Annotated in this window: 10 protein-coding genes and 1 pseudogene; 7 read left to right on the top strand and 4 right to left on the bottom strand. The window is 38.1% G+C overall.

Going from position 1 to position 12,733, the window contains the following annotated elements; all coding sequences use genetic code 11:
- From WBM98_RS13345 to WBM98_RS13370, 6 genes are all read left to right on the top strand, one after another.
- On the top strand, positions 1-414 hold a 414-nt coding region (locus WBM98_RS13345), incomplete at its 5' end, for an asparagine synthase-related protein (RefSeq protein WP_424366516.1).
- A 23-nt stretch (positions 415-437) separates the two neighbouring features.
- Complete coding sequence (locus tag WBM98_RS13350) at positions 438-1,568, top strand: glycosyltransferase (protein ID WP_424366517.1); 1,131 nt, start codon at positions 438-440, stop codon at positions 1,566-1,568.
- A 149-nt stretch (positions 1,569-1,717) separates the two neighbouring features.
- Positions 1,718-2,839 (top strand): glycosyltransferase, encoded by a 1,122-nt coding sequence (locus WBM98_RS13355; RefSeq protein ID WP_424366518.1) that lies wholly within the window; start codon positions 1,718-1,720, stop codon positions 2,837-2,839.
- A 137-nt stretch (positions 2,840-2,976) separates the two neighbouring features.
- Complete coding sequence (locus WBM98_RS13360; RefSeq protein ID WP_424366519.1) at positions 2,977-4,083, top strand: glycosyltransferase family 4 protein; 1,107 nt, start codon at positions 2,977-2,979, stop codon at positions 4,081-4,083.
- Positions 4,084-4,224: 141 nt separating this feature from the next.
- Positions 4,225-5,184: a heparin lyase I family protein gene (locus WBM98_RS13365; RefSeq protein WP_424366520.1), complete on the top strand. Its 960-nt coding sequence runs from the start codon at positions 4,225-4,227 to the stop codon at positions 5,182-5,184.
- 224 nt (positions 5,185-5,408) lie between these two features.
- Positions 5,409-6,731 carry a heparin lyase I family protein gene (locus WBM98_RS13370; RefSeq protein WP_424366521.1) on the top strand — a complete coding sequence of 441 codons (1,323 nt, stop codon included), beginning with the start codon at positions 5,409-5,411 and terminating at the stop codon, positions 6,729-6,731.
- A 236-nt stretch (positions 6,732-6,967) separates the two neighbouring features.
- On the opposite strand, the gene WBM98_RS13375 is transcribed toward WBM98_RS13370, so the two are convergent.
- The 4 genes from WBM98_RS13375 to WBM98_RS13390 form a co-directional block, all read right to left on the bottom strand.
- Positions 6,968-8,278 (bottom strand): hypothetical protein, encoded by a 1,311-nt coding sequence (locus WBM98_RS13375; protein ID WP_424366522.1) that lies wholly within the window; start codon positions 8,276-8,278, stop codon positions 6,968-6,970.
- Positions 8,279-8,289: 11 nt separating this feature from the next.
- Positions 8,290-9,381: a glycosyltransferase family 2 protein gene (locus WBM98_RS13380; protein WP_424366523.1), complete on the bottom strand. Its 1,092-nt coding sequence runs from the start codon at positions 9,379-9,381 to the stop codon at positions 8,290-8,292.
- Positions 9,382-9,454: 73 nt separating this feature from the next.
- Positions 9,455-10,429, bottom strand: a complete 975-nt coding sequence (locus WBM98_RS13385) for a polysaccharide deacetylase family protein (RefSeq protein ID WP_424366524.1) — start codon at positions 10,427-10,429, stop codon at positions 9,455-9,457.
- Between the two features lie 4 nt (positions 10,430-10,433).
- Positions 10,434-11,936, bottom strand: coding sequence for an FAD-dependent oxidoreductase (locus tag WBM98_RS13390; RefSeq protein WP_424366525.1), 1,503 nt, complete (start codon positions 11,934-11,936; stop codon positions 10,434-10,436).
- A 610-nt stretch (positions 11,937-12,546) separates the two neighbouring features.
- Between WBM98_RS13390 and WBM98_RS13395 the strand changes: the two are divergent.
- Positions 12,547-12,733: pseudogene (locus tag WBM98_RS13395) on the top strand (vancomycin high temperature exclusion protein); the annotation flags it as partial.

A 12,733-nucleotide genomic window follows, 5' to 3' on the forward strand; every position in this document is an offset into this window, starting at 1 on the left:
CCGGATCAAATGCTTATCAAGGTCGATAAAACGAGCATGGCCAATTCACTTGAAACCCGTGCGCCCTTGTTGGATTATCGCATAGTCGAGTTGATGTACCAAGTAGATAAATCGTTGAAAATGCCTACATACACCGATAAGGGCGTAAAATATATGCTCAAAAACGCCATGCAAAATAAATTGCCCAACGAGATCTTGAACCGAAGAAAACAAGGCTTCGAAGTTCCGTTAAGAGAATGGTTCAAGGATAGTGAATTCGATAACGTAATGAATTCAACGAATTCGTTGAAGTCCCTGAATCAAAAAATGATAAAAAACCTGATAGAAGAAATTCAAAAGGGCAAGGTCGATCACGGCACGCTTTTATGGCGAATTTTATTGCTACAAAGATGGATGTCGCAGGAAATCGCATAGTAAGTGGGGTAAAACTTAGCAAAATGACTGTAAAGAAAAATATTTGTATTACCATAAATTCACTCGCTCCTGGCGGTGCAGAAAAGCAAAGTTTGCTATTGGCCAAAGCGTTGAAGCCGTATCACAATACTACGGTAGTCATCATTAATCCACAGCCAATCTATAAACAACATATTGCGGTAATTGAAAAGGAAGATATTAACCACATATTCTTGGCCAAGAATCCTATAAAAAAAATTCGCGAATTTACCGGCTTTCTTAAAAAGCAACAAATAGATATCATTTTTTCCTTCTTGCCAGCAGATACCATCTGGGCGTCCATTTGTGGAAAGATTGCCAATGTACCCTACATTTTAGGTGGCATCAGAAATAGTCATATTGCCTATATTAAATATGCCGCATTGCGATTTGCCAATAATTATTTGCTCGATTATACCATTGCCAACAATTACGCAGCCTATGAGGCTGCCATTAAATTCGGATTCAAAAAAAATATCATGGTCGCTCCTAACGGAATCGAAATGAGGCCTATGCTTCATAGACAAGACTCGGCCAAGAATCATATTACCATAATCAGCGTTGGCAGGTTGGTAAAGCAAAAGGCTTACGAAATAGCGCTACAGGCAATTGTCGAGCTAAAAAACACCCTTAATAATGATTATTCGATAAAGTATAGAATTGTAGGCAGCGGACCTGAGCAGCAAAATATCGAAGCTTTTATTGAAAGGAACAAATTGAAGGATGAGGTTGAACTCATTACGGATCCATCGAATATTTATGATTTATTGGAATCATCCGACATCTATCTGAGCACATCGACTTTTGAGGGAATTTCCAATTCGATATTGGAAGCCATGAACTGCGCCATGCCCATCGTAGCAACCGATGCAGGCGATAATTCGCGCTTGGTAATTCATGGTAAAAATGGATTCATTACAACCATTGATGATTCTCAAAAAATTGCCGATTACTTAGGTGAGCTTATTAAATCTCGAACATTGACCCATCAAATGGGGCTGGAAAGCTACGATCATCTTGTCAAATGTTATAGTTTTGAACAATTTCAAAACCTGTATCGGAATATAATCCATCATATAGAAAAAATGCAGATCCATAATGGAACGCCTTATTTCATGAACGATATGAACGATTAGACATGCGGTATTCGTTTCATCCATATTTGAAACCAAAAATCAATATGCAAAATCATTACATTATAACATCTCATTTAATTATCAAAATTGTTAGTCTCCAATATAACCAATAACGCATAGCCCTTGTTTAAAGAAAAAATCAGCATGATATGAAAATTCAAATGGTCCATGATAGACTGGCGCGTGGCGGGCAAGAGCGTCAAATTATAGAATTATTGAAAAATATAAAACTGCATTCCTCAATCGATGTCGAACTTGTATTTTTTTCGGATGAAATTGCATATCCTGAAATATATGATTTAGGTTATCCGGTGCATCTAATTAAACGAAAAAATAAAGTTGACTTAGGGGCCATGTTCAAGTATTATAAATTGTGCAAAAAGTTCAGACCTGATATAATACACAGTTGGGGGCACTTGTCTTCTGTCTTTGCCATTCTGCCCAGCACATTGTTAGGTACTGTTTTCATAAACCAAAATATTATGGATGCAAGAAAAGACCTGAATATTTTTGACAAGGAATATTTTAAGGCAAAACTTACTTTTCCATTTTCCGATTTTATCATAGGAAACTCAAAAGCCGGTTTGCGCGCCTATAATGCCCCGAATTCAAAAAGCAGATGTATTTATAACGGTTTTGATTTTAAGCGAAGTAAGGTTCAAACCACTCCACAAGAAGTTCGCGATAAATTAAATATTCTATCAGGGCCTATTGTCGGCATGGTGGCCGCTTTTCATGAACGAAAAGACTTCGACACCTTCATTAAAATGGCCATTTTACTATTGAACGAAGGTTTTGAAGCAAATTTTCTGGCCATTGGCGACGGACCGAATTATGAAAGATGCAAGGCGTTGGTTCCAGCTGAATTTTCAGAGCGAATTCTATTGCCCGGTCAGATGACGAGTGTTGAATCGGTAATAAATAGTTTTGATATCGGTGTTTTGACGACTAATTCTTTGGTGCACGGCGAAGGTATTTCCAACTCAATAATCGAGTATATGGTTTTTGGCAAACCTGTATTGGCCACGGATGGAGGGGGCACTCCTGAAATTGTCATAAACGAAGAAAATGGATTTCTTGTTCCTCCGAAATCACCTGAAAAACTTGCGGAACACATTCGATTTTTATTGGAAAGACCCGAAATGGCTGCCAAAATGGGTAGTATGGGGCAAACCCGTGTAAAAAATGAATTTTCAGTAGAGAAAATGGAAGCGCAATATTTGGCGCTATATGAGCAAGCACTTTCCAAACCTTCAAATGGAAATTCATAGTGGAACCCCTTACTATCCGATAAATAATATATGAACTAGACCTACTACTTGAAAGATCTAAAAGTCTAGATTCAACGTATGAAAAATGGGAAATTATGTTTACACCACCTTGCCTATTATAACAAGTAACCAAGCGAATGACTGTGAAAAAAATTGCATTTTTTGGTATTAAGTATTTCCCTTCTCGCGGAGGCACGAGCCGCGTGGCTGAAAATCTTATTCGTAATATGGCAAAAAACCATGATGTTACGATTTATTGTTATAAAAATAAATTGGCCAAAACATATATCGAGGGCGTCAAGGTAATTGAATTCCCAGCAGTCAAGTTGGGCAGTATCGGTGTATTTATTTATTATTATATCTGTTACTGCCATATTCGCCTTTTTGGAACATACGATATCGTACATGCCCATAAAATCGATAGTTTTTTTTTCCTAAAAGGATTATCGAAGAAGGCCAAAGTAATTGCTACAGTACATGGCGTACCCTATAAAGATGGTGTTTGGGGCAGACTCGCAAAATCATTCTTTTTGATGAACGAACGGCGTTTTCTAAAATTCAAAGGTGTTAAGACCGCTATATCACAACCATTATGTAACTACTATAAAGATAAATATAATGTGGATGTACTATTCGTTCCGAACGGAATAAACCCAGTTGAAGAAAACCAAGAAAGTACTATAGAAACCTTCTGGCCCAAAACAGTGCCCAAGGATAGCCCTTACGTGTTTTTTGCGGCGAGAAGGATCATGGGCATCAAAGGTTTACATACCATGTTAAAAGCCTATAACCGGATAAATTACAAAGGAAACATTTTTGTTGCCGGTGACTTTGATTTTAATCCTACTTACATCAAGGAAGCAAAAGAATTAAGCAAAGGGTTGAACGTTTATTATTTAGGCTATGTAAATCCATTGTCGTCTTTATTGGAATTGGTAACTAAAAGCGAATATTTTGTTTTCCCTTCGGAAATCGAAGGCATGTCGATCATGTTGTTGGAAGTTGCCAGCACCGGAAAACCCATCTTGGCGAGCGATATTCCTGAAAATACACAGGTTTTTGATGACAACGATGTACTTTTCTTTAAAAGTAAAGATATAAATGATCTATCCCAGAAGTTAAAATGGATCGAGAATAATAAGTCAGCGTTTGTTACAATGGGTAAAAATGCAAAAACCAAGGTAAATAATCATTATACCTGGGATAAAATAACGCTTGAATATATCTCGCTTTATAACTCGTAAAGCCAACTTTTACAATAAATATAGTGAAGGTTTATTACCGGGGTGCGACGATGTCTTCCCTAGAGGCTTGAAAAATATCAATTTCTATCTGCTTAATACCTAATTGCTTTCTTGTATATTTATATAACTAAGAAGTATGCTATGAAATTCTGTATAAGTGTAGTATCGTTAGTATTGATATTAGGGCAGATTTCGTGTAATAGTAACGCATCGGATGCGGTTAATTTAGACGAAGATATAGATAAGATACCTGCCGAAATATATACGATTACCGATTGTGTAACACAAGGTGGAAAAGCTGCTGATACCGGTTTAAAAGTTTGGTGTTGGGGTGATATTACGATACCCGAATATTCCGATGAAAGCGGAGTCAATTTTAGCGACGGCGAATTGTATATTGATTCGGAATGCTATGAGAAACAAGTGTCCAAGGTAGAAAATCAATTAAAATTCAGCCTAAACCCGACAACCCCTGAGGTCGGTAGTTGGTGCTCAAGAGATTTCAACATGAGGGCAGAAATACGAACCGCACCTTGGAATATCCGCCATCCGAAAGGTACAGAAGAGTGGTTCGGATGGAGCTATACTTTTGGAAACGATTATAAAATCGACCGAAACAATCAATGGCTTTTCTTTCAAGTACATCCAGGGGTCGAGGGCGCATCCCCACAAACCGAGTTAACGGTTATAAAGGATGGTCAATTCAATGGTCATGATGCAGGGGAAATCTATATCGTCAACGCCGCGAACAGGAATGAATACCACCCTACGGGAATTACGCCAAAAGCGGGAGAAAAATTGGATATCGTGGTGCATGCCGTTTGGGGAGATGCATCTTCCGGATTGTTACAAGTATGGATTAATGGTAAGCGCCTATATAATAAACAAGTGGCCACCGTTTATGAAGCATATCCTTGGGGCGGAAATGCCAAATGGGGTATTTACAAATGGCCGTGGGCAGAGGCAAACGGAGTTCAAGAATCACTCCAACTGGGTATAACGCATCTTGAGACTTATATGGGTCCATTACGGATGATAACCCTAAGACCTGGAGATCCTGGTTATCTCGCAAACTCATATTCCGAGGTTACACCAAGGTAAAATTATTATGATCTTTTCATAATCCAAATTTTTTAATCTGTTCCCCTTGTAATTCATCGACTATTTTGTTAAAAAGCAGTATTCTTTATACTAATAATTGGTTAGGTACGTACTTATTATATGTATTACATCGAAAAAAACTATCGTTTTGTCGGACTACTAAATAAATTTAGCAAATTTGAGTCCCTAAAAGCTTTATCATAGTACTTTAACCTACATTCCCCATGAATATTAATCCCCAATCCCCATTAAAAGTGTTATTATTCAGCATTATATTTATCTTCCACCTCTCATGTTCCAAGGATACTGATTTATTGACCGACTACGTTCTTAGGGATTCTCAGGAAATAGTTAATGGCGAATATGTTGTTGATGATATTTACATGGTTTCCCAAAATGACTTTATTGTTCTGGATGTATTATCAAACGACGCCTATAAGGAACAAGACAATGTAACAATTACAGCAACTTCTACACCTACGAACGGAAGCGTTGTAATCAATACTGATAACACTTTAACATACACTCCGGATCCGGTTACAGAAACAGTCTCGTTGCCAGAAACTATAGACACATTTACTTATACTACCGAAATTGTAACGGAGGACCAATCAATAACAACTGAAGAGGGTACGGTTACGGTTGTTATTACTTCTGAAGAAAATAGTACGCCTCCTGAAGAAAATAGTACTCCTCCTGAAGAAAACAACAATTCAAACTGTGTCACAAATGGTGGACTCGCTGGAGACACTGGTTTGAAAACTTGGTGCTGGGAGAATGTAACAATACCTCAATATTCTGGGAGTAAAGGTGTGTCCTTTAGTAATGGAGAATTAGTTATCGATTCCGAGTGTTATGAACAACAGATAACCAAGGCTGGTAATCAATTGAAATTCCGTGTTAATCCAACGACACCAGAAGTTGGAAGCTGGTGTTCTAGGGATTATAATATGCGGGCCGAAATACGCACCGCACCTTGGGATATTCGTCATCCGAAAGGCACTGAAGAATGGTTCGGTTGGAGCTATACCTTTGGTAGTGATTATGTAGTAGACCAAAATAATCAATGGCTTTTCTGGCAGGTGCATCATGGGGTTGTTGGCGATTCGCCACAAACGGAATTAATGATTATTAAGGACGGGCAATTCAACGGACATAATGCTGGGGAACTCTATGTAGTAAACAATGTAACGAGTGGGGAAAAATATAATCCTACGGGCATTACGCCTACAGCAGGACAAAAGTTGGATATCGTGGTACATGTCGTATGGGACGATGCGTCGAACGGATTGCTACAGGTATGGATTAATGGCCAGAGCGTCTATGACCAACAAGTTGCTACGGTTTATTCCTCTAGTCCCTGGGGTGGAAACGCCAAATGGGGTATTTACAAATGGCCTTGGGCATCATCGAGCGGGGTGCAACAATCTCAGCAACAGGGTATCACACATCTAGAAACTTTTATGGGAAATTTGCGCATTATAACCCGACAGCCGGGTAATTCCGATTACCTTAATGACTCATTCTCTTTGGTAGCTCCGAACTAAAATAAAACATGTTGATTATGTCCTGTATGGTGTCAATTGGATAGTTATATATATGCAACGGTTGTAATAATTGTTGGCAGTGCCATCACAATACCTTTGGGGCCAAATTATGAAAATACCAAATGCATCTTCAACGATGACATCACCTTAAGGAAAATTAATTACAAGTAGCCATCACATTAAATTCGAACCTACCCACCCTTTGGTACATTTCGCCTAAATGTCTTAGGGGTCGACTAGTCGATATTCAGTTGTTGTTTTTCTTCCCCTGGTTTTAACAAAGTAATTTTAACCGTATTTGTGTAGATATATGCAAAAAACAAAACCAGTGAAGGTACCATGATTATAAAATTCCTGCCTCTACCGTCCAATAGAACAATGGCACAGGCATATATAAGGTAGAATATGATTACCGCCTTTAATTCGAAGGGGACCTTTCTCCGGTTCAAAATAAATGGATATATACAAAGTATGCATAAACCAAGGATAAGCGCATTAGGAATCAGATAGCCATAAGCTGCCATATTCTGATTCCGATAAGAGAATGGGTAGTGAAACAGAAATCGCCCAACATTGGCTATTGTATTTTTCAAATATTTGCCTGGATGTGCCTTCATATTCTCAATAGCAATTGCCTTGAAAGCGCTATCTCGTTCAATAAATGTCAAATCTTCCAATTTCATGTAAATGTCATGGTGGTTTACAGATAATCGATTCAGATCTTTGTAGACCGTATCAGGTTGGTAATCTTCACTACTACCATATAAGACATCTTCTCTCGAAAACCAATTACCCCATTCGTATTCATATGGGGTTGACCTATGATATAAAATTTCGCCTCCACCGGTACCTAAATAAAATAACTTTCCTGTTAATGAATAAGTATACATCAAATAAGGGGCAATCAGCAAAAAGCCCCCTACCAAAACCAAAGCAAACTTTATATTTCGCCTATTCCTGTTCCATAAAAATAGAACGATCACAATCAGCAGGCTTACTCCTATTACTTGAAGAAAAATAATTTTTACAAGTACTAAAAAACCAATATATAAAGAAATTAATGCGATTTGTTTCCAATCGATTTTTTCGCTGCGATACAATTTAAATACATGAAATAACAACCCACATATGATCATGAAAGTCAACGGCTCTGAATATATTAGAGGCATATATCGCAATAAAGGTGGATATATACCGATCAGGAGGGCAAAAACGATGGCGTACTTTTCTTTGGCAAAGAATTCAATGGTCTTTTTAAAATAAACAACGCCAATAAAAACAAAAATGGCATTTAAAAGCCTTAGAATTAAAAAGCCCACATTTATTGCCAGAAATGGTGAAAGAACCAAAGGATATCCAGGCCCGTTCAACAATTCAGGATTGTCTGCCTCTGTATAAAAACCATGTAACAGATTATCGGCATAATGTAAATGTCTGAATTCGTCGCCTACTAACACATCTTTAGAAAAAACAAAGACTATGACAACATACAGCACCATTAAAGGTGAAAGTGGCAATACACTACGATAATATGACTTCCAATTCATGAATCTTATCCTTATTTGGCCTTTCTACATTCCTTCAATATATTGGAATTCAGATGAAACAATTCATCAAAGTACCTTTTCTTTTGCAGGGAAATAAATCCTAGGCCCAGAAATAGTATGGCCGTTACAAAAGTGAAACCGCCTATTAAAAAAGCGTGGGGTCGTTTGTTATATGCCGCAGCCACGGCTTCCGAGAACCTATCGTCAAAAAAGTCGCCAGATGCTTGTATCTCGGGGTATATTAAATATACATGATAAAATATCCAGATAATCATATATAAGGATGCGACCAACAATAATAATCCGACCATCATGAAGAACCCATAAGGCCTAAAGATAAAGCTAGACATCAACCCATTAAGAATTCCCTTGAAGACACTAACACTTGATGTCCTGTTTTCCCCATACTCCAATTGCAAGGTCCAATCCAAATGCCCTGGAACCTCAACGATTCGCCCTCTCATAATACGGGCTTTTTGAATGATTTCTGGATTTATGGAATAGGTGCTGGTCTTAAGGTTCAACGTATCTAGAAATTCTTTTTTATAGGCCCGGGCCATTCCCGTAAAGCTATGAATATTTATACCCGAGGTAAGACGCATAATCTTATTAAGGACTTTACTCATAAGTAGCCTATGGAAAGGAATATTGGTCGTTTTGCCACCTTTCATGTAAGGAGAGGCAATTACGATATCCGCATCTTGGTCAATGGCCGCATCCACTAGTTTTTCCACATGATCTGGTCCAAAACTCAGGTCAATATCAAGCACTACAATATATTCGCCTTTCGCGACTTTGAATCCATTACGTAACGCACCCCCTAAATTCTGATTAACCTTATTATGATGGACCGAGATATTAGGGAGCGATTGCGCGAGCTCATCTGCCAGTCTTCCGGTTTCGTCCTTGCTACCATCGTTTACGATAAGGATATCCCACTGATATTTATCGTTCAGGGTGCCCATATGATCGCAGAGAATAGTAAGACTATCGGCAATAATCGCGGCTTCGTTATAAGCGGGTAAAAGAACAGTAACTGTTGGTCTTATTTTTAATTTCCCAGATCCATGACTCTTTTCAAGTGGCTTATAGAGTGTTTCCATATCTTAATTATTTGGTTGGTCAACTTATTAAAACTTTTATAATTTTTTCAATGTGCTTTTAACTACATCAATATTAATGTCTTATTTTCTGGTCAATGATTACTTCCTTATCATACTTCTCAAATATTCCGGCCGCAAATTCTTCCATAGTCACCAAAGTGAAATGTCTGGCAAAGATGTTGATCACCTTCTTGAAAATTTCCAATTTCCTATGGCTGGAGATTTTCATTCCGGGGAAAAATTCCATCCCTGTAACCATATCTTCGCCTAGAAGATCTGTGGGATGTATTAAAAAATTGGGGGAGGTATTCGTGAGCTTACAAAGATATACTGCACATTTCAAATAGAAAAACATTAATTGACTTGATATGGCACTTAGGTATACCAGATACGTTAGGTGAATCGGTATCCTAAACAAGGGCATTGTGGTCACCGGAAGTTCCAACAACTTCCTGTTATTCTTCAACTTCCAGAAATACGGCTTTAGCTTCATGAATCCATCAGAAAATTTTCCGAAGAGTTCTTTCCTTTCCTTTTTTTGGGCTGCAGTTAACTTGGAAGTTCGGAAATAATACATCCTGGCCAATGGCCCTATGATTGTTGGGAAGGTAGATGAATCATACAGGTATCCCCGCTCTACCAATACCTCAAACAATGTTTCACTCCATGTAAAACCAGGTCCACGAAACCCTCTAGGTTCTCGACCACTGGCTGCCCTGATAGCCGAGTGGGCTTTATCTATTTCATCTTCCAGTTCTTCTTTGGTATACAGGTGAAGAAAGGTCTCGTGTTTAAAGGAATGATTGGCTATTTCGTGACCTCCATCGACAATCATTCTTATATACTTATGATTGTTCTCAAAAGCGGCATCCTGACCCACAATGAAAAATGTAAGCTTCAGGTCTAACTCTTCTAATACTTCCAGGATATAAGGAATAAAAATATCCAGATAAGATGGGTATTCCTCCCAGTCTTCCGCACCGTTATTCTTCATGTACGACCACTTGTTATCCAGATCCAGGGAAAAGCTTGCTTTTGGTTTACTCATAATCCTACCTGGTATTGGTTGTTACCTTCTTTTTTAATTCGACGGCAAACTGTTTCATAAATGAATCTACATGGGTTATAACACGATTGTTGTTCACAGAATCACTTACAAATTGAGAAGTATTGAGTACAAAGAAGTCAGGGTGTTTTGTTATGATTTCAGGAATTATAGTCGAGTAATTCAGTACTTGCAACGGCTGCACTTTAAATGCCCTATTTATGTGCGCGGCGACCAGATCCCCATCATTAAACTCAGGATAAAGGTCCCGGACCCCTTTCATAAATATTTCTTCTATGGCTTCATCGGGCATACCCCAATACGGATGATCTGCGGGAATATACTTTGGAAAAAAGGTAATGTACTCCCCGGCAGTTTGTTCCGGATTGACCAATGAGCTGATGCCGATCACTCCGGTAAAAGGGGAATTCACATCACCCATATTCAATACGTAAAAAGGCGTAAGGGGCGTTTTTGTCACCAATGCCAAACAAACTACACCGAGATACTCAATGGTCTGATCATTTTTCACGATTTCACAAAGTTCTGGAGAAGTTACATTTTCCAGAACATTAAGAGGCGCGGTGAAGATTACCTTATCAAAATGTTCGACCTTATCGTCATATTTCACTTCAATACCACCCCCAGCCAACGGTCGGATACTTTTTACAGAGGTGTTTTTAAGGATACTTGAGTTATTTTTAACAAGCTCCTTTTCCAAACGATCAAAGACCGTTTTATACCCTCCCGCAACATATCCCATAAAGTCTTTTTCCACCGGATGTTCCCGTGCTTTGAACAACCTACGAATGTACGTCCAGATAAAAACAGCTGACACTCTTTTATAGTTTTCACCAAGTTTGGCCAATAATAAAGGCTCCCAAAATTTATTGAAATTTTTCTTGCCACCCATCTGTATCAACCAATCCTTGACCGTGACCCCTTCAAGCTTTTTCCAATTGCTGATTCTACCGCCATAAAAAATGGTGAATACAAGTCTAATTTTATCCCAAATATTTAAAAGTGGAAATAACAAAAATTCCTTGGGGCTGTTCAGAGAATAGAATGATTTATTTACATAATACCCTGTAAAGGAGCGACTCCACTTTAAACTTTCTCCCAGGCCGATATCTTTGATCAGGTTAATTAAACTACCATCGGTCGGTACGATAACATGGTAAAACTTATCCCATGTAAAGTTGCCGTAATTGTAGTGTGTAGATAAACCCCCCAATTGCGAATCGCGTTCAAACACTTTTACAGAGGCATTCAACTCTGAAATTCTATAGGCAAGCGCCATTCCCATTAATCCTCCACCAATTATCCCTATTTTCATATTCCCAGACTGGGTCAGAGGGTCATTTTGAAGCTCGTCGATTGTAATATCCGGCCCAATTTGGCCATTCTTTTTTGCATGGCCATCTTGGTAGTCCGCAGACTTTGTAGATTTTGTAACCTGTTTCATTTCATCTTGAGCGCCTTGTGTGTGTAATTTCTTTTGTAGCTGCACATTCAATAATGAGTTGCGCTTTTTCTAAATCGGTAAAATGTTCAGCAAAATATTGAATATTCGGCAATCCTTCTCTTGAATTGTAATAGTCGTTTTCAGGAACCGAAGGTAGTCTTGCAGTTACGATAATTGAAAAAAAATAGATTAAAGGCTCAAATATCGTTTATAATACTTTGGACTTGAATAAGCCTTATTAATATTCCTATAGCATGTACAAATAAACGAAAAAAGAAACTCAAAAGAACGGCTACTTTATCATTTATTCGTTACCTATTTCAATGCCTTATAGAACTTTATGGATAATTCATTTTTTGATTTAAATCCATGACCATGCTACCTTGTACCATGCTCTAAACTTTAGGCCGGTATTCTGACATTAACATCCAACCCTTAACGCGTTAAATAAATTTTATTAGAATATTATTTATTGCCATTAAGAATAATTACCACAGGAATAATTGGCGAATTTGAAAATATAGAGTTAATGATCAATACTAAAAACCAAGGCGGAATCTTTGGTTTTTTTGTTTCAATTAAGCCTGAACCTTTTCATATTTGGCTACCTTTATGCAACGTTATGGGCAGACCGTTCAAAAAAAGGAAGTTTTTCATGTGGATAGGTATCCTTTTTATGCTTGGCCTCCTGTTTATTTTCTTCTGTAATCTATTGATCATCACAGGAGCCAAGGGTAAAACCTATTCCTCTATACATGAAATACCCAAAAACCGGGTCGGTTTGGTTCTGGGCACTGCCAAAAAAATTGTCGGAGGACAACCCAATCCCTATTATTCAAATC

Origin of the sequence: Maribacter sp. (assembly GCF_049667165.1) — a bacterium.
Lineage (GTDB): Bacteria > Bacteroidota > Bacteroidia > Flavobacteriales > Flavobacteriaceae > Maribacter_A.